We start from the raw sequence: 18,332 nt of genomic DNA, 5'->3' as shown, positions 1-18,332 counted from the left end.
CACCGCGGGCAGCGCAGGCCGGCAAGTATCGGCGCTACCGGCTAAAACAAGGCTGTGCCGCAGATGAAACATATTTCATGAAGGAAGTGGGTTCGGCAGGGCTGCGCCCTGCACCTGCCGAAGCCTTCAAGCAACAGCAACAGCAGCATTCCGTGGGATGGCGGGGCGGTGTCGGAGTGCGGGGACGCCGTGAACCCATCCCTGGGGGCTTGGCAGCCGCTTGCTCGTGTGCGCGTTCCTGCGCACACGGCAAGACCGGGGTTGGGCGTCCTGCCCAACCCGCCCGAGGCATGCCTCGGGCCCATGCGGCTGACACCCCGCACTCCGACACCGCCCCACCTCTGACAGATTCCCGTGGCTGTTGGTGGATGTCGACCTTGGTCGACACATCCGACAGATATCGATAATCAAATTTGGGTCAGATCTACCGTGTCGACCAAGGTCGACACCCACCAGAGCAGAGCGCCATTCCGACAGATCGCAGAAATCTGTCGAAGGCGGGGTGGGTCCGGTTGCGGGGGTGTCCGCGGCATGGATGCCGCGGCCAAGCCCCCAGGGACGGGTTCACGGCGTCCCCCGCAACCGGACCCACCCCGCCAACCCACGGACTGCCCGCTTTTGACGTTGACGTTGATTGCGGCAGGTGCAGGGCTGCAAGTCCTGCAGAAAAACACCCCTACAGCACCTGCGGCCGGCACAGCAGGCTGAAGCACGCGCCGCCCAGCGAGGACGACGTCACCTGCAGGCGGAACCCATGCAACCCCGCAATGGCTGCCACGATCGACAGGCCCAGGCCGAATCCACCGCCCTTGCTGGCCTCCGCGCGATGGAAACGCTGGAACACCAGGCTGCGCTCCGTCTCGGGTATGCCCGGCCCGGAATCCTCCACCGCGATGCAGGTCGCGCCGTCTTCCACCCGCGCCGACAGCTGCACGCCGCCGCCCTCCGGTGCGAACCGGATCGCATTGTCGAGCAGGTTGCCGATCGCTTCGAACAGCAGGCCACGATCACCCATCACGCCCGGCAGATCGGCGTCCAACTCCAGCAGCAACACCTGCCCTTTCTCCTCCGCCAGCGGTGCATAGAAGGCGTGGATCTCCTGCAGCAGCGTGTCCGGCGTCAGCATGCTGAACCCGGAACGACGCTGGTGATCCTCCAGCTCGGAGATCCGCAGCAGCGCGCGGAAGCGTGCCATCAGGGTATCTGTCTCCTCCAGTACCTGCTCCAGCGGCAGCGATTGTGGATCACCGTCGGCCACCTGCTGGCGCATGCGGTACAGCTGCGCACGCACGCGCGTCAGCGGGGTGCGCAGGTCGTGGGCGATGTTGTCGCATACCCCTTTGACCTCGGTCATCAGCTGCTCGATGCGGTCGAGCATGGCGTTGACGATGGCCGCCAGCATGTCCAGTTCATCGCGCCGGTTGGACAGCGGCAGGCGCTGGCCGAGGTTGCCGGCCACGATCTGCGCGGTCGCCTGTTCGATGGCCTGGATGCGTCGCAGCGGCCGCCGTCGCAACAGGTGCCAGCCCAGCAGCCCCGGCACCAGGGTCAGTGAAACGCCCCACAACAGCGCGTCGAGGATCAGGTGATTGACCTCGTTCAACGGCCCGCTGTAGCGCACCAGCACCAGGATGCGGCCGTCGCGGGTCGGCATCGCCAGACCGAAGCCGCGCTTGCCTCGCGCGTTCACATCGGCGATGGGCAATCCGGAAACCGGGTGTGCGCTGCCATCGAGTGGCAGCTGTGCCGGCAGCGACTTCAGCATGCCCGCAAGCGGTTTTCCGTCGGGGTTGAACAGGCCGTAGGCATCAATGCCATGCAGGTCGTAGCGGCGGTTCTCGCGCAGCGCCGCGGTCAGCCCATCGCCGGTGAAGTGCTCGAACAGATGTGCGCGTTGCAGCACCGCGGACTGCGCGAGCTCGTCCAAGTACAGCGATACCCGCCAGTACAGCACCCCCAGCAGCACGCACGACCAGGCCACGAACAGCAGGCTGTACAGCCCCAGCAGGCGGCTGCTGGACGAACGCCAGCCGTCAGACAGTTTCGCTGAGGACATAGCCACTGCCGCGCACGGTACGGATCAGCGACGGTGCATCGGTCTGGTCCAGCTTGCGCCGCAGGCGGCCGATATGCACGTCGATGAGGTTGGTGCCCGGGTCGAAGTGGTAGCCCCACACTTCCTCGAACAGCATCATCCGGGTCAGCACCTGCCCGGCGTTGCGCATCAGGTACTCCAGCAGCTTGAACTCGGTCGGCAGCAGGCTCAGGCTGCGCCCGCCACGGTGGGCGGTGCGCGCCAGCAGGTCCAGCTGCAGGTCGCCGACCCGCAGCACGGTCTCGTTGCTGGCCGGCTGCTGGCGGCGACGCAACAGCACTTCCACCCGCGCGGCCATCTCGTCGGAGGCGAACGGCTTGGTCAGGTAGTCGTCGCCACCGGCGCGCAGGCCGCGCACGCGCTCGTCCACGTCGGACAACGCGCTGAGCATCAGCACCGGCGTGGCAACGCCGATCCGCCGCAGCGTGGTGACGATGGCCAGGCCGTCCAGGCCAGGCAGCATGCGGTCCAGCGTGATCACGTCATAGTCGCCGCTGGCCGCGCGCACCAGGCCTTCACGACCATCGGCCACCCAGTCCACGTGCAGGCCATGGCTGCCCAGCTCGGCCACGATTTCCTGGGCAGTGATGGCGTCATCCTCGATGGTCAATACGCGCGACATGGGCACCGCTGGAGTCGAGACTGGCCCATGCTCGCCAAATCAGCCGGCACGGGCAAATGAAACATCCTTCATCCACCACCACGGTGCGGGCCGGTTCAGCCCGTTTCGCCGTCGTCACCCGGCAGCTCGGACAGTTCGCCCTGCACCTGCACGTTGTTGCGGCCCATCGCCTTGGCCCGGTAGCACTGGGCGTCGGCCGCGGCCACAGCCTGGTCCACGCTCATGCCGCCGGCCAGCGGCGCGACACCGATACTGGCACCGACCCGCAGCCGGTCCTGGTCCCAGGGAATGGACAGCGATGCCAGCGTATGCAGCAGTTCGCCACCGATGCGCGCTGCACGGCGCGGCGTGCAGCCGGACAGGATCACCGCGAATTCGTCACCGCCCAGCCGCGCCACCACGTCCGAGTCACGCACGCCATGGCGCAGCACACTGGCCACCGCCCACAGCACGGCATCACCAGCCAGATGGCCCCAGGTGTCGTTGACCGGCTTGAAGCGGTCCAGGTCGATGTACATCAGCGAGGCCGCCTGGCCGGTACGCTCGACGCGGGTGATGGCCTGCTGCAGGTGTACTTCGAAACCACGGCGGTTGCTCAGTTCGGTCAGCGGGTCGATCTCGGCCAGGTGCCGTGCCTCGCGCTGGCGCGCACGCTGCTGGGTGTCGTCGCGCAGCACCCAGACCGCACCGCGCACATGGCCTTCGTCATCGCGCAGCCACGCGCGGGTCAGGTCCACCGGTACCGTTGCCGTGCCCAGCCGCAACAGCAGATCGGCATGCAGGTCCACGGCATTGCTTTCCGGGTCCAGCAGCACCGAGACATCCAGCACTGAGCCCGGCGCGTATTCGGTGGTCAGCGCCAGCACGTCCTGCACCTTGTGCCCGGCCAGCGACAGTGCGCCATCGCCGGCCAGCATGCGCACGGCCGCAGCATTGGCATAGTCGATACGACCATCCAGGTTGACGCTGAGCACCAGGTCAGCCACCGCATCAAGCGTAAGGCGGCTGCGCTGCTCGCTCTCGAACAAGCGCTGCTCGCTGCTGCGCTGGGCGGTGATGTCCTGGATCTGCGACACGAAATGCACCGGCTGGCCATGCTCGTTGCGCACCAGCGACACCGACAACCGAGTCCAGATCACCCGCCCATCGCGGTCGAGATAGCGTTTTTCCAGGTGGTAGTGGCTGCGCCGCCCGGCCAGCAGATCGTGCACCAGCGCCAGATCGGCCTGCAGGTCGTCGGGATGGGTCAGGCGCTGGAAATCGACCTGCAGCAGCTCTTCGCGCGGGTAACCCAGGATCCGGCACAGCGCGTCGTTGACGTCCAGCCAGCGCCCTTCCAGCGAAACCAGGGCCATGCCCAGCGCGGCGGACGTGAACGCACCGGCGAACTTTTCCGCCGACAGGCGGGCCTCGGCACGGGCCTGCAGGATCTCGGTGATGTCGATGGCCATGCCGACATAGCCGATGCGCACCCCGTTGGCCCCATCCATGCGGCTGATCGACAGGCGCACCTGCCGTGGCTGGCCATCCTTGCGCAGCAAGGTCCACTGCCGCGAGTAGGTCTGCCCGTCGGCACGCGCACTCAGCGCTTCGAACACGCCGGGAAGGTTGCCCTCGGCATCGGCCAGCGGCTGCAGCCAGGCGTTCAGCTCGGCCGGATCATGGAAGGCATCGAGCCGGCGCTGGCCGACCACCTCCGGAGCGCTGTAGCCCAGCAGGCGCTGCGCACCGGTATTGAACAGGGTGATGGTGCCATCGGTATCGGTGGCGATCACCGCCACCTCGTCGGACGCATCGACCACCGCCTGCAGGCGCTGGCGGGTTTCGGCCGCATCCTGCCGCGCCTGCTGCAGCTCGGTCACGTCGGCATGTGCGCCGGCCATCCACAGCGGCCGGCCCTGCCCATCCCATTCGAAGACCCGGCCGCGGTCCTGGATCCAGATCCACTGGCCGTTCCTGTGCCGCATGCGCAGCAGGCAGGCGTAGTTGTCGCTGCGGCCGGCGAAATGATCCTCCAGCGCGGCATCAGACAACGCGATGTCATCCGGATGTACCAGCTTCAGGAAGGTTTCCTGGCAGATCGGCTGCAGCTCTTCCAGGCGGTAGCCGACGATCTCGGCCCAGCGTGCATTGACCCGCATCTGGCCGGTCTGCACGTTCCATTCCCAGGTACCGGCCGCCGTGCCGTCGATGATCATCGCCAGCCGGCGCCGCTCTTCGGCCAACTCCTGCAGGCGTCGTTCAAGCAGCCCGTTGCCGTTGTTTCCCTGGCCCGCCATCAACCCGTTCCCCCGCCCGCGCAGGCACGCATCTGCCGCAGCGGCGCGCTGCAGCCTGCAACGAAGACGGCGGGTCGTGCTGGCGTCATGGCCCTCCCCAGCGACAGCGGGGGGGCCGAACGCCTCCCCTCAAGCGCCAGTGTGCGCAATCACGGGGAAAACCGACAAGCCCCCCGCCCCGGATCAACCGTGACGGGGGCCACGATCCTCAACTGCGCTTGGCGCGGGCGAAGGCTTCGGCCAGGGCATTGTTGGCCGGTGCTGCCGACGGGCCGGGGCGGCCGCCATTGCCCTGGCCGCGGTTCGGCCCACGGTTCTGGCCGCCCACGTCACGGCGCGGCCGCTGCCCCTGGCCGCGCTCGTCGCGCTGGCCCGGGCGGCTGGTGGCCTGGCCGGGGGTGTCGTCCAGGCGCCGGGTCAGGGCGATGCGCTTGCGCGCCACGTCCACCTCCAGCACCTTCACCTTGACGATGTCGCCGGCCTTGACCACGTCACGCGGGTCTTTCACGAACGTATCGGACAGCGCCGAGATGTGGATCAGGCCGTCCTGGTGCACGCCGATATCGACAAAGGCCCCAAAGGCCGCCACGTTGCTGACCACGCCTTCCAGCACCATGCCTTCGCGCAGATCCTTGATGTCCTCCACGCCCTCGGCGAAACGCGCCGCCTTGAACTCGGGGCGCGGGTCACGACCCGGCTTCTCCAGTTCCTTGAGGATGTCGCGCACGGTCGGCACGCCGAAGGTGGCATCGGTGAACTGCTCGGCCTTCAGCCCACGCAGGAAGCTGCCGTCGCCGATCAGCGCCTTGATCGGCCGCGCGGTGCTGGCCACGATGCGCTCCACTACCGGGTAGGCTTCCGGGTGCACCGCCGAGGCATCCAGCGGCTGGTCGCCATCGGCGATGCGCAGGAAGCCGGCGCACTGCTCGAAGGTCTTTTCGCCCAGGCGCGCGACCTTCAGCAGGTCCTTGCGGCGCTTGAACGGGCCGTTGTCGTCCCGATGGCGGACGATGTTCTCGGCCACCGTGGCCGACAGGCCGGACACGCGTGACAGCAGCGCCGCCGAGGCCGTGTTCACGTAGACGCCAACGGCGTTCACGCAATCCTCGACCCGCGCATCCAGCGCCCGCGCCAGGCGGTACTGGTCCACGTCGTGCTGGTACTGGCCCACGCCGATCGCCTTGGGTTCGATCTTGACCAGTTCGGCCAGCGGATCCTGCAGTCGGCGCGCGATCGACACTGCGCCGCGCAGCGACACATCCAGGCCCGGGAATTCCCTGGCGGCGAACTCGGACGCCGAGTACACCGACGCGCCGGCCTCGCTGACCACCACCTTCTGCAGCTTCGGGTTGGCGGCCGCTTTGATCGCTTCACCGGCCAGCTTGTCGGTCTCGCGGCTGGCGGTGCCGTTGCCGATCGCGATCAGTTCCACGTTGTGCTTGGCGCACAGCTGCTTGATCGTCTGCAGCGACTGGTCCCACTGCCGGCGCGGCTCGTGCGGGTAGATGGTGTCGGTCGCGACCAGCTTGCCGGTGGCGTCGACCACGGCGATCTTGCAGCCGGTGCGGATGCCCGGGTCCAGGCCCAGCACGGTCTTCGGGCCGGCCGGCGCGGCCAGCAGCAGATCCTTGAGGTTGTCGCCGAAGACTGCGATGGCCTCGGCTTCGGCCTTCTCGCGGGCCTGGTTGAACAGGTCCAGCAACAGGTGGGTGTGCAGCTTGGCGCGCCAGGTCAGGCGGCAGGCATCCAGCAGCCAGCGGTCAGCGGCTCGGCCCTGGTCGGCGATGCCGGCCTTGCGCGCCACGCGCCCTTCGGCGTACTGGTGGCCGACCTCGGCATCGTTGCCCGGGTCCAGCTCCAGGAACAGGATTTCCTCGCGCCGCGCACGGAACAGCGCCAGCAACCGGTGCGACGGGATCTTCGCCAGTGCCTCGGCATGCTCGAAATAGTCGCGGTACTTGGCGCCTTCGGTTTCCTTGCCCTCGGCCACGCGGGCGCGGATCACCCCTGTTTCGCCCAGCCAGGTGCGCAGCTCACCCACCAGCGCGGCGTCCTCGCCCCAGCGCTCCATCAGGATCGCGCGCGCGCCCTCCAGCGCGGCCTTGGTATCGGCCACGCCCTTGTCGGTATCGACGAAGCTGGCAGCAAACACCTGCGGGTCCTGCGTCGGATCGTCCAGCAGGCCATCGGCCAGCGGCTCTAGCCCGGCCTCGCGGGCGATCTGCGCGCGGGTACGGCGCCTGGGCTTGTACGGCAGGTACAGGTCTTCCAGACGGCTCTTGGTATCGGCCGCCAGGATGTCGTTGCGCAGCTCGTCGCTGAGCTTGCCCTGCTCGCCGATGCTGGCCAGCACCGCCGCGCGCCGGTCTTCCAGTTCGCGCAGGTAGGTCAGGCGCACTTCCAGGTTGCGCAGCTGGGTGTCATCCAGGCCCCCGGTCACTTCCTTGCGGTAGCGCGCGATGAACGGAACGCTGGCGCCCTCGTCGAGCAGGCCGACGGCGGCACGTACCTGGGCCGACTGGGCACCGATCTCGTCGGCGATGGTCTGGGCGATCTGCTGGGCGAGCGCGCTCTGGGCGTTCTTGGCGTCGTGCATTGCTTCAGGTCTGTGCCGCGTTACGGGAAGACCCCATTCTGGCAACCGACGACGGAGCCGGACAAGGCATTGACAGGCGGCGAGGTTCAGCGGCGTACCCGGAGTGGACGCCGGCATCCTGGCGGAGAGAGGGCTCGGACCGGCCCTGGGCTGGGATGCCGGCGCGGGCGCACGATGGTGGGCGCGCCCTGCCGCGTGTTGCGAAGGTCAGCGGTAGTGGCGGGCGGCGCGCTGCATGACGATGTCGTCACGCATGCTTTCCAGGGCCATCAGGCGGACCTTGCCGACACCCTGCAGTTCCATGAACCGCTCCGTGTAGAACTCCGGCCCCAGCGCGGTGTCGGCGCGGGATTTGCTGAAGCCGTAGGGCACCACGCCCTTCTCGCCATCCTTGCTACCACCGACATAAAGAACGATTGCCATGTGATGTATTCCTCCAAATTGCTACTGCGTACTGCACTCGATGAGCGATGCTGCGAGCTCATCGAGGGAGAGCTTACCGCGTCGAACCTGACTGGAACGTCACGAAGGCTAATGACGATCGGTTGCATGCAGATGACTGCGGGATCGCAGCAGAATGCTTACGGATCTTTAACTTCCGGCTAACGAATCCGCGGGGGATTCCCGCCAACGGCGCAGCCCCTCGTGGCTTGGTCGCAGAATGCGTTTCATGTGATTGGGTCGGTCGGGGTGGGTTCGCGGGACACGCCGTAAACCCGTCCATGGGGGCTCGATGGCGCCATCCATGGCGCCAACGGTCCCGCGAACCCACCCCGACTGCCCCCTGACAGTTTCCGGGCGCGTCCACCCACGGAGAAGAAAAAGAACAGCAAAAGCGGGTCGCGCGCTGCGCTTGCTCGTGAGCCGGGCATCGCTTGGCTCTACAGGAAGCAACAAAGCAGCCGGCCAGGCCGCTTTTGCTTTTGATTTTCTTTTTTCTTTTCCGTGGCTGGACGCGCACGGAAACTGTCAGCGGCCGGGTGGGTGGGGGTGGCGGGGTATCCGCGGCATGGATGCCGCGGCTAAGCCCCCATGGATGGGTTCACGGCGTCCCCGCCAGCCCCACCCACCCGGCCAGCCCCCAGGAAGCAGGGATTCCGCGACCAAGCCACGAGGGGCTGCGCCGTTGGCTGGAAACCTACGGCCACCAACCCTGCCCGAACCGGGCGTAATGATCCGCCGCGCGCTCGAACGGATTGCGCGCGCTCACCCCGCCGCAGAGCAGGTACACCGGCAGGTACAGCGGCCCCAGCACCAGATACTGGTAGACGTGCGCGCGCTCGTGGTCGTCCAGCCGGATCAGCGGCTCCACGCCCCACCCGGCCTGATGCGCATAGGTGCGGCAGGACATGCCCAGGTCGTGCCCGGTATGCAGGATCACATTGCCCAGCGTGATCGCCCCGCCCGGCCCCCACGGCCAGTGATCGAAGATGAGTGCACAGTCGCGGGCGCTCCAGCGCAGCGTCGCCCCACCCAGCAGGCCCGCCAGGCCACCGATCAGGCCGATCAGCGTATTGGGCAGCGTCCACACCGCGCCCAGCACCTGCAGCGCGCGCAGCCAGAGTGGCCAGGGCCGGGAGGCGGCGTTCAATCGGCCTCGTTCGGGATCAGCAGCCACAGGATCAGGTAGACCAGGATGCCGGGGAAGGCCGCCGAGCCGATCGAGACCAGCACGAACACGATCCGTACCAGTGTGGCGTTCCAGCCAAAGCGATGGGCAATGCCACCCATCACGCCGGCAATCATGCGGTCGTTCAGTGAACGCGACAGCGTGCGTGGTGTGGTGTTCATGGTGGCATCTCCTCGGGAACCAGAAAGCGCAGTCGAGCGCGGCTCGACTCTACACCCCGGCCATGTCTACGGCGCGCGTTGGCGCAGGGCCTGCAGGCGGGCGCCGAACCAGGCCGCAGCCGTCTGTTCAGGCTGCCCGGGACATTGGATGCGATAGGGCTTGCCGCTCATGCTGCTCTGGCTGGCCGCGCGCTCGATGAACTGCTCGGCGCTGTCGACCATGTCCTTCTTCAGCAGGTAGTCGTACTTGCGCTGCAGGTGCGCGCGCGCATCGCTGCCGTCGTACCAGCTGCCATTGCGCTGGAACCGGCACTGCGAACCGTCGAGGCTGGAGATCAACTGGGCGATCTCGCGTTGCGCCTGCGGGCCGGGGGCGGCGTGGGCCAGGGGTGCCGCCAGCAGTGCGGCAAGAATCAACGAAATCCGGTACGTCATCATCCCCCCAAGGGCAGTCGAGCAAGCTCGACTCTACAGGTCGCGAGCCTTCAGCCAGCCATCGATCGTGGCCGGCACTTCGCGTTGTGCGCGACCGGACACGTAAATACCGATATGGCCGCCGCGGAAACTGGACTCGGTGTAGTCCTCGGTGCCCAGACGCCCGCGCATCGCACGCGACGCATCCGGCGGCACCAGATGGTCCTGCTCGGCGTAGATGTTCAGCACCGGCAAGGTCACCTGCGACAGGTCCACCGCCTCCTCGCCGATCCGCACCGTGCCGTTCACCAATCCATTGCCCTGGTAGAACTGCTTGATGAAGTCACGGAACGCTTCGCCTGCCAGATCCGGTGAGTCGAAGATCCACTTCTCCATGCGCAGGAAATCCTCCAGCGCGGCCTTGTCATCGAGGATGTCGAGCAGGCCCACGTACTTCTGCACGTTCAGGCGGAACGGCTTGAGCATCAGGTAGCTGGCATTCATCAGATCGGCCGGGATGTTGCCCAGCGTGTCGACCAGCAGGTCCACGTCCACCTGCCGCGCCCAGTGCGAGAGCATGTTGTCGGCGGTCTGGAAATCGACCGGGGTGACCATGGTGATCAGCTTGCCCAGCTTGTGCCGGCGCAGCGCGGCGTAGCACAGCGCGAACACGCCGCCCTGGCAGATGCCGAGCAGGTCCACCGGTCCACCACTGCGCTGGCGCAGCACGTCCACCGCGCCATCGACATAGCGCAGCAGATAATCCTCCAGGGTCTGGAAGCGCTCGGAGCGGTCCGGGTAGCCCCAGTCCAGCACGTACACGTCCTGGCCCAGCGCCAGCAGCTTCTGCACCAGTGAGCGATCGGCCTGCAGATCGACCATGTACGGCCGGTTGACCAGCGCGTAGACAATCAGCAACGGCGTGCGCCGGGTCGGCGCCTGTTCGCCGACGAAGCGGTACAGCACCACCTTGCCGTCGCGCCAGACTTCCTCGCGGGCGGTCACGCCATAATCCACGTCCTCCACCTGCGGCAGCAGCGTGAGCCCTTCCAGCAGCTTGCGCTGCATGGCCAGGGTTTCCTGCATCAGGTCGTCGGCGTTGAAGCCCAGCGGTCCCTTCATCGGTCACGCGTCCGTGACGAGGTGCGGGCGGCGGCCTTCTTCGCAGGCGCCTTCCTTGCGGGCACTTTTTTTGCAGGCGCCTTGCTGGGGGCCGCCTTGTTGGCAGGTGCGGCCTTCTTCACCGCCTTGCGCGCGGCCGGCTTCACTTTCGCCGGGGCCGGCTGCGCCACGGGATCCACGGTGGCGGTACCCGCCAGCACCGCCACCTGCGCCTGCAGTCGACGCAGGCTGCGCTCCAGCTCGGCGATGCGGCGGTGCGCGGCGTCCATCTCGCTGCGGGTCGGCAGGCCGACGCGCTCACTCATCTGTTCCACCTCGCGCTGCAGGCCGGCGCGCAGGCGCATCTGTGCGTTGCCCAGCGAGGCATACACCTGCTGGAACGGCTCGGATATGGCGACCTTGGCGTAGGCCTCTTCGGCTACTTCGATCCACAGGTCGAACATCGCGCGGGCGCTGGTCAATTGGCTGCCGGGCTGCTCGTGCTGGGCCAGGCGCTGCTCGAACAACGCGAAGGCCTCGTCCAGCGCCTGCTTGATCTGCTCGACGTAAGCGCGCGAATGCTGCTGGTATTCCTCCTGCGCGCGCAGCAGCGCCTGCCAGCGCGCCTGGTGCTCACGGCCCGGACCAAACGCCGGGCTCTGCAGCCATGGGCCCGCCTGCAGCTGGAACTGCTGCAGCCAGGCGGCGAATTCGGGCACGGCGGCGCCGGCGTGGGTGCTGCCACGAGCGCCCTGCAGCATCCATTGCAGCATGCCATCGCCCTGCCCCTGCACCGCCTCGCGCCAGGCCTGGGCCACGTCGGCGCTGCTGGCGTCGCGGCCGGCGAATCGCGCGGCCACGTCCTGCATGGTGCCGTACCAGCTACCGGCCTGTTCGCGGAACCGGCGCACCGCGTCTTCCGGCGCGCCCGGCCCCTGTTCGGGCAGCAGCTGGCCCCACCCGTCGAACAGCCGCTGCCAGCTGCCCGGGCCATCGCCAGCCGGGGCGCCAGGCGTCGCCGCGTGGCGCAGGGCATCTCCCCAGGCGCCGAAGTACTGCCGGGCCAGGGCTTCGAAATCGCTGCTGCCGGCATCGTGGGCCGAGCTGGTCATCGCAGGCCTCCGCAAGGCTGGGTCATGGCTTGGGAATACGCAGGGTCTTGCTGATCATCAGCGACCCGGACAGGGCGAACAGCAGCACCATCGGGTGCAGCTGCCACGGGCCGATCTGCCATTGGCCGAACCAGATTTCCTGGCCGATGGCGCCGGTGCCTGCCGCGATCGCCAGCACGATCACCAGTACCAGGCTGGTCGGGATCGGGGTGCCCTCGAAATACGTGACCTTGCCCTCGTCGCCCGTCATTGCCTCGGCGGTGACGTTGTAGCGCGCCAGGCGGCTGACGCCGCAGCAGACGAAATAGCTCAGCACCAGCCAGTCCCACCCGCCCTGCATGCCACAGGCATAGGCCAGTGCGGCCGGGGCCACACCGAAGGAGATCACGTCCGACAGCGAATCCAGCTCGCGGCCCAGGGTGGAGCTGGATTTGCGCCAGCGCGCGATGCGCCCGTCCAGCGCGTCGAAGATGAAGGCCAGCGGGATCAGCGCCATGCCGAACATCAGGTAGCCGCGCTCGCCGTCCTGCAGGAAGCGCATAGCGGCGAACACCGCACCGGTGCCGCAGAAAGCATTGGCCAGGGTGAACCAGTCGGCCAGCTGGAATTCGCGCAGCATCGAGAAGTGACGTTTCATGGGGTCTCACGGAGCATCAAGGCCGACAGGTTACCGCGAGCGCCGCCGCTGGCGACAGCACTGGCCGCGCCGATCCTTCACCGCTCCCTCACCTGTCCTCACCGGCGGTGAATTTTTCGCCACCCATCTTGACAGCCTAGGGGGGTGGCGCCTGTCGCCGCTTATCCACAAAGTTGCCCACGCGTAATCCACACCCCCTGTGGACAACCAGATCTCACCGACTGCGACGCTGGACATTTCCTCATCACCCTGAAGCGGGGTTCCCCTACTTCCCAAGCTGCGAAGGCAGCGCTATGGTCGTCGGCGGACCCCGCCGCCGCCACGTCCAGATTCCCGCGACGGACGATGATGATGCTGGATGCTTCCACCCTGGCCGCGCAGCTGCGGCACCCCCACGGCGACGCCGCACAGGCTGTGGCCGAATCGATGAACCGCAGCAATGGCGCGCTCAACCGGGCCGCGATCGGCCTGCTGGCGGTGACCTCAGGCGAACGGGTGCTGGAGATCGGCCCCGGCAACGCTGCGTTTGCGCCGCTGCTTCTGCAGGCCAGCGACAGCCGCTACCTGGGCATCGAACTGTCCAGCGCCATGGTCGAGGCCGGCAACCGGCAGCTCGTCGCCGCCGGGCTGGCCGAGCGGGCCGGGATGCGCCATGGCGACGCCCATGCCCTGCCGATCGCCGATGCCGCGATGGACGCGGCACTGGCCGTCAACACCCTGTACTTCTGGCCAGACCTGGCGCCGGTGCTGGGCGAACTGGCACGGGTCGTGCGTCGGGGTGGCCGGCTATGCCTGGCCTTCGGCGATGCCACCTTCATGCGCAGCCTGCCGTTCACCGCCGATTTCCAGCTGCACGAGCTGGATGCAGTGGAGCTGGCGCTGCGTGTCGCCGGGTTCGGCGTTTCTGCCTGGCGCAGCCACCGCGAAACCGCGCCCGGCAACGATGGCCAGGCCCGCGAAAAGCACTTCCATCTGCTGCTGGCACAGCGGCGCTGACGTTGTAGAGCCGGCCGCTGGCCGGCTGCCCCGACCGTTCCGCGTTGCCGGCCAGCGGCCGGCACTACCCAACCTGCACCCGTCGCCAGCGAGCAACACAGAACACCTGCATCACCAGTGGCCGGCCCAGCGCAGCCGCCGCAACGACTGTGATCCGACCGCGTTGTAGAGCCGGCCGCTGGCCGGCTGCCCCGACCGTTCCGCGTTGCCGGCCAGCGGCCGGCACTACCCAACCTGCACCCGTCGCCAGCGAGCAACACAGAACACCTGCATCACCAGTGGCCGGCCCACCGCAGCCGCCGCAACGACTGTGATCCGACCGCGTGGTAGAGCCGGCCGCTGGCCGGCTGCCCGGAACGTTACGGGTTGCCGGCCAGCGGTCGGTATTACCCGCCTTGCACCCGTCGCCGCCAACGCGCGAAACAGAACACCTGCATCACCAGCATCGCCAGCAATCCCAGCGGCCACGCCCACCACAGCCCGGCCAGCCCATGCCGCGCCTGCAGCCACATCGCCAGCGGCAGTTCCACCAGCAACACCGCCGACATGCCCAGCAACGCTGGCAGCAAAACCGTGCCGCTGCCGCGCATCACCCCAACCAGCACCCCGGCAACCCCCATTGCCAGCACGCCCCAGACCACCGTACGCAGCTGCAGCGCGGCCAGTTCGCGCACCTCCGGCGCCGCCAGGATCAGGCCGCTCAGCCAGGGCGCCAATGCCATCACCAGCATCACCACCGCCGCCAGCAACGCCAGCCCCAGCAGCACGCCGGTGCGGGCGATGGCCGGCAACCGCGCCGCACGCCCCGCGCCCATCGCGTGGGCCGCAAGGATGGTGGCGGTGATGCCCAGCGACATGGCTGGCAACTGCACCCAGCTCATCAACTGGTTGACCGCACCGTAGGCCGCCGTGGCCGTGTAGCCGTAGCGGTTGATCCAGCCCAGCAACACAATCTCGGCAATGGCCAGGCTGAACATCTGCAGCGAAGACGGTACGCCGATGTGCAGCATCGAGCGGATCAGCCCCCGATCGAAACGGATAGCGCGCAGCAGATCGTGGCCCGGTGCCAACGGGTGTGCCAGACGATGCCAGCGCCACAGCAACCAGACCAGGGCCAGCAGCGAAGCGAACACCGCCGAGACCGCCGCACTGGCCGCACCCAGCCGCGGCAGGCCGGCCCAGCCCAGGATCAGCAGTGGCGTGCACAACAGTCCCACCCCTGTGGCCAGCAGCAGCGCGTGCAATGGCGTCTTCGCATCGCCCACCGCGCGGCTTACGGCGGTCGCCAGCCACAGCAGGAAGAAGGCCGGCGCCCCCAGCAACAACACGCGCGCATAGGCGATGGCCTCGTCCAGGATCGGTGCCGGCGTACCCAGTGCTGCCAGCAGCTGCGGCGCGAAGAGGCCGCCCACCGCCATCACCAGCACCGACAGCGACAGCACCAGCGCCACCGCGCTGCCTGCCACCGCTCGCGCCTGGTGTGGCCGACCGGCGCCCCAGGCCTGGCCGATCAGCACCATCGCACCGGTCGCCAGGCCCATCACCAGCGCCAGCAGCAGGAAAAAAGCCGGGAAGAATGCGGCGGCGGCGGCCACGGCCTGCGTGCCAAGCAGGTGCCCCAGATAGATGTTGTCCAGTGTGCCTGCGGCCAACTGCAGCGCATTGGTCAGCAGCATCGGAAGCAGCAGGGTCAGATAGGTGCGCCACAGCGGCTGCGCAACCGGCGCAGCAGCAGATGCAGGAGGGTTCATCGGAGTCTCTGGGCAAGGCGCTGCCCTGCCCGGCGTTTCAGCCAGCAAAGAGCGCGCACGAAGGGAACGGGCCGTGGCCCGCGATCAGGTGAAGCGGTCGCTCAGCGAGCGCGGGGTGTTTCAGCCGTCGGCAATGCCGGCAGGGTCATCGAACGCCAGGCGCAGGGCATGCGTGCGCACGTCGTCGGGCCACGCATGCAATGCCGTTTCAAAACCCGCGCGGTCATGCGCGAACAGGAGGCGGATGGCGTCCTCGAAGCCCGGCAGGTCGCCGCCGATGGTCTGCAGGAAGTGATAGGCACGCTCGCTGTTCCGGCGCTGCCGGTCCCTGTCCGCGCCGGCACGGCTGGCCGATTCCACCAGCCTGCGCAGCACCACCGAGGCCCCGCCCGGCTGTTCGGCCAGCCACGCCCAATGGCGCGGCAGCAGTGTCACTTCGCGGGCAACCACGCCCAGCTTGGGTCGACCGCGGCCGCGTGGGATTGCAGGTGTATCGTCGAACGGGGTTTCCGGATCCGCTTCCACGGCCGGCGGGAACGCCTCGGCCACCCGCGCCAGCAGCTGCGCATCCGTGCCGCGCGTATCGAAATCGCGGGTGCGGCCGGTGGCGTTGTCGAACACCAGCAGCGGACCGGCGGCGTTGTCGGCGCGCAGCTGTTTCAGCGCCAACGCGGCGACTTCCGGGGTACCGGACGCCACCAGGCGATGGCCGTCGAAACAGCTGAACGGAGGAAGTCGGGACGCAGGCATGGCAAGGGCATCGGAGGCGATGCGCAAATATTGCCCGGGTAATTTGTGACTGTCAATATTGTCCGGGTATTAATTGGCCGGAAGAGCGTGCCAACCAAGGTTGGCATCCACCAGAAGGGTTGGCACCCACCCGAAAGGTCGGCACCCACCCGATTCGCCGGGTTACAGCCGGCTGAAGGACCAGCTCACCATGCGGCCGTCCTTGTACGGCATCACGCCGTGGAAAGGGCGCGGGTCGGCATCGAACACCAGCGGCAGGAAATTGCGGTCGCCCTCCCACATCGGCAGCGTGTCCAGCTTGTCCAGCTCCACCCACTCCAGCGTGCCTTCATGGTTGCCACCGTGCGGAGTACCTTCGAAGCCATCGATGACGAACACGAAGCCGAGCCAATCCTCGCCGTGCTTGCCGAAGCCGGGCCAGCTGATGGTGCCGCGCAGGCGCATGCCGGTGCAGTCGATGCCGGCCTCCTCCTGGATCTCGCGGCGCATGCTCGCGGCCACGTCCTCGTCCGCTTCGATCTTGCCGCCCAGCCCGTTGTACTTGCCCAGGTGGTGGTCTCCCGGGCGGGTATTGCGGTGGATCATCAGCACCTGGCGACGATCAGGCGAAAGCACGTAGCCCAGGGTGGCGACGATCGGGGTGTACGGCATGGGGCAGCATCCAGCGGCAGGTCAGCCCCGGATTATGGCCGATCAGCGCACCAGCGACAGGCGGCGCTCGGTCGGCGTGCGGATGCCGTCGGAATCGCGACGCAGGGTGGCGACGCCGTGGCCGCGCTCGGCCAGGTATTCCAGCCACTTGCCGAGGAAGGTGTTCATCCGCATGCGGTGGCTGATCAGCTCTGCCGGCGGCGGATACAGGCCCATCGTGTCCTGCCAGCGGCGGCCGACGTAGCAGTGGGTGGTCTCGGCCTGGCGCGCGTCGCGGTACAGGCGCACATAGGCCGACGGATCGGGCTCGCCGGTGACCGGGTCGGCCAGGTCGTAGGTCAGGCGCAGTTCCACCGTGTAGCGGTGGCATTCGATCACGTCCAGGCGCACGTCCAGGCCGTCGCCCACCGAAGAGATGTAGCTGCCCGCAACCAGCTCGGCCGGCGCGAACAGGCGCACCAGGTGGCGGTAGTTTTCCGCGTACAGGCCCATGAGCCAGCTCAGCCGGCTCAGGCGGGGGATACGTTCGGTGCGGGGCGAGGCGTGGGCCATGGGTCGATCCTACACGTTGGTGATTCAACGTGGGGGCGCACACGTGCAAGCCAACCCCTGGGTAGTGCCGGCCGCTGGCCGGCAGCCCTCCGTCGCGGCCGAGGGTTCATCAGCCAGCCGGCCAGCGGCCGGCTCTACCAGACCAGGATCAATACAGCTCGCGCTGCAGCCCCAGCGTGGCCAGCACCTTGCTGGAAATCTCCTCGATCGAGGTGTGGGTGGTGCTCAGGGTCGGAATGCGCTCCATCTGGAACATCACTTCGGCCGCGGCCACCTCGCGCTTGCAGGTATCCAGGTTGGCGTAGCGCGAATTCGGGCGCCGTTCCTGGCGGATCTGCTGCAGGCGGTCCGGGTCGATGGTCAGCCCGAACAGTTTGCGCCGGTAGTTGCGCAGGCGCGGCGGCAGGCGGTCGCTTTCCAGGTCTTCGTCGGTCAGCGGGTAGTTGGCCGCGCGCACGCCGTAATGCAGGGCCAGGTAGATGCAGGTAGGCGTCTTGCCGGCGCGCGACACCGCCACCAGGATCACGTCGGCATCGTCGTAGTTCACCGCGATGCCATCGTCATGGGTCAGGGCGAAGTTCATCGCGTTGATGCGGCGGTGGTAGGTGTCGAAATCGACCATGCCGTGGGCCTGGCCGACCCGCGCCAGGCGCGGGCTGGCCAGCTCGCGTTCCAGCGGCTCGATGAACGGTGCGAACACATCCAGCATCAGCGCCCCGCTGTCGGCCAGGATCAGGCTCAGGCTCTGGTCCACGCAGGAGTTCACCACGATCGGCCGGACCTGGTACCGCTCCCCTGCCGCCTGGATCCGGGCACAGGCTTCACGCGCCTTTTCGGGGTCGTCGACAAACGACATGCGGTCGGTAATGAAGCTGAACCCGGAGAACTGGGTCAGCAGGCTATGCCCAATGGTTTCAGCGGTGATACCGGTTCCATCGGAAACGTAGAACACCGGACGGATGGTCGACATGCGCGCTTTTACCCC

The 18,332-nt window shown here is 67.8% G+C and carries 17 protein-coding genes; 1 reads left to right on the top strand and 16 read right to left on the bottom strand.

What is annotated here, in order from left to right; all coding sequences use genetic code 11:
* Nucleotides 1-676: 676 nt before the first annotated feature.
* The 11 genes from N5C18_RS19540 to N5C18_RS19490 all read right to left on the bottom strand — a co-directional run bounded on the left by N5C18_RS19540 (nt 677) and on the right by N5C18_RS19490 (nt 12,647).
* The gene (locus tag N5C18_RS19540; protein ID WP_279945452.1) at nt 677-2,056 is read right to left on the bottom strand and encodes an ATP-binding protein; all 1,380 of its coding nucleotides are present in this window, start codon (nt 2,054-2,056) and stop codon (nt 677-679) included.
* Entirely contained in the window at nt 2,034-2,717 is a 684-nt protein-coding gene (locus N5C18_RS19535; RefSeq protein ID WP_279945451.1) for a response regulator transcription factor, read from the bottom strand. The genes N5C18_RS19540 and N5C18_RS19535 overlap by 23 nt, the downstream gene beginning before the upstream one ends.
* A gap of 95 nt (nt 2,718-2,812) precedes the next feature.
* Nucleotides 2,813-4,996, bottom strand: coding sequence for a PAS domain S-box protein (locus N5C18_RS19530; RefSeq protein ID WP_053450134.1), 2,184 nt, complete (start codon nt 4,994-4,996; stop codon nt 2,813-2,815).
* A gap of 208 nt (nt 4,997-5,204) precedes the next feature.
* Nucleotides 5,205-7,592 (bottom strand): Tex family protein, encoded by a 2,388-nt coding sequence (locus N5C18_RS19525; RefSeq protein ID WP_279945450.1) that lies wholly within the window; start codon nt 7,590-7,592, stop codon nt 5,205-5,207.
* A 207-nt stretch (nt 7,593-7,799) separates the two neighbouring features.
* Complete coding sequence (locus tag N5C18_RS19520; RefSeq protein WP_006452005.1) at nt 7,800-8,015, bottom strand: hypothetical protein; 216 nt, start codon at nt 8,013-8,015, stop codon at nt 7,800-7,802.
* 715 nt (nt 8,016-8,730) lie between these two features.
* Nucleotides 8,731-9,183: a hypothetical protein gene (locus tag N5C18_RS19515; RefSeq protein WP_053511281.1), complete on the bottom strand. Its 453-nt coding sequence runs from the start codon at nt 9,181-9,183 to the stop codon at nt 8,731-8,733.
* Nucleotides 9,180-9,383: a PspC domain-containing protein gene (locus N5C18_RS19510; protein ID WP_006452007.1), complete on the bottom strand. Its 204-nt coding sequence runs from the start codon at nt 9,381-9,383 to the stop codon at nt 9,180-9,182. The genes N5C18_RS19515 and N5C18_RS19510 overlap by 4 nt, the downstream gene beginning before the upstream one ends.
* Before the next feature lie 66 nt (nt 9,384-9,449).
* The gene (locus tag N5C18_RS19505) at nt 9,450-9,818 is read right to left on the bottom strand and encodes a YfeK family protein (RefSeq protein ID WP_053511285.1); all 369 of its coding nucleotides are present in this window, start codon (nt 9,816-9,818) and stop codon (nt 9,450-9,452) included.
* Nucleotides 9,819-9,851: 33 nt separating this feature from the next.
* Nucleotides 9,852-10,919 (bottom strand): class III poly(R)-hydroxyalkanoic acid synthase subunit PhaC, encoded by a 1,068-nt coding sequence (phaC, locus tag N5C18_RS19500; RefSeq protein WP_164087386.1) that lies wholly within the window; start codon nt 10,917-10,919, stop codon nt 9,852-9,854.
* Nucleotides 10,916-12,010 (bottom strand): class III poly(R)-hydroxyalkanoic acid synthase subunit PhaE, encoded by a 1,095-nt coding sequence (gene phaE, locus N5C18_RS19495; RefSeq protein WP_279945449.1) that lies wholly within the window; start codon nt 12,008-12,010, stop codon nt 10,916-10,918. Before phaE ends, phaC begins: the two co-directional genes overlap by 4 nt.
* Nucleotides 12,011-12,032: 22 nt before the next feature.
* On the bottom strand, nt 12,033-12,647 hold the full coding sequence (locus N5C18_RS19490) for a phosphatidylcholine/phosphatidylserine synthase (RefSeq protein ID WP_006452013.1): 615 nt from the start codon (nt 12,645-12,647) through the stop codon (nt 12,033-12,035).
* 345 nt (nt 12,648-12,992) lie between these two features.
* Here N5C18_RS19490 and N5C18_RS19485 point away from each other — a divergent pair, with 345 nt between their 5' ends.
* Nucleotides 12,993-13,643, top strand: coding sequence for a methyltransferase domain-containing protein (locus N5C18_RS19485; RefSeq protein ID WP_279945448.1), 651 nt, complete (start codon nt 12,993-12,995; stop codon nt 13,641-13,643).
* Between the two features lie 386 nt (nt 13,644-14,029).
* Here N5C18_RS19485 and N5C18_RS19480 read toward each other — a convergent pair whose 3' ends face one another.
* The 5 genes from N5C18_RS19480 to N5C18_RS19460 all read right to left on the bottom strand — a co-directional run bounded on the left by N5C18_RS19480 (nt 14,030) and on the right by N5C18_RS19460 (nt 18,317).
* On the bottom strand, nt 14,030-15,394 hold the full coding sequence (locus tag N5C18_RS19480) for an MATE family efflux transporter (RefSeq protein WP_279945447.1): 1,365 nt from the start codon (nt 15,392-15,394) through the stop codon (nt 14,030-14,032).
* A 120-nt stretch (nt 15,395-15,514) separates the two neighbouring features.
* A complete protein-coding gene (locus N5C18_RS19475; RefSeq protein ID WP_053511284.1) occupies nt 15,515-16,144 on the bottom strand; it encodes a DUF2239 family protein in 630 nt (209 codons plus the stop codon).
* A gap of 162 nt (nt 16,145-16,306) precedes the next feature.
* Nucleotides 16,307-16,795 carry an 8-oxo-dGTP diphosphatase gene (locus N5C18_RS19470; protein WP_053450141.1) on the bottom strand — a complete coding sequence of 163 codons (489 nt, stop codon included), beginning with the start codon at nt 16,793-16,795 and terminating at the stop codon, nt 16,307-16,309.
* A 42-nt stretch (nt 16,796-16,837) separates the two neighbouring features.
* On the bottom strand, nt 16,838-17,347 hold the full coding sequence (locus N5C18_RS19465; protein WP_053450142.1) for a DUF1249 domain-containing protein: 510 nt from the start codon (nt 17,345-17,347) through the stop codon (nt 16,838-16,840).
* A 148-nt stretch (nt 17,348-17,495) separates the two neighbouring features.
* Nucleotides 17,496-18,317 (bottom strand): pyruvate, water dikinase regulatory protein, encoded by an 822-nt coding sequence (locus tag N5C18_RS19460; RefSeq protein ID WP_006452040.1) that lies wholly within the window; start codon nt 18,315-18,317, stop codon nt 17,496-17,498.
* Between the last annotated feature and the right edge of the window lie 15 nt (nt 18,318-18,332).

The organism is Stenotrophomonas sp. GD03930, from assembly GCF_029839665.1.
Classification (GTDB): domain Bacteria; phylum Pseudomonadota; class Gammaproteobacteria; order Xanthomonadales; family Xanthomonadaceae; genus Stenotrophomonas; species Stenotrophomonas forensis.
Note: the sequence above shows the minus strand (reverse complement) of the source record. Positions and strands in the feature narration are given on the sequence as shown.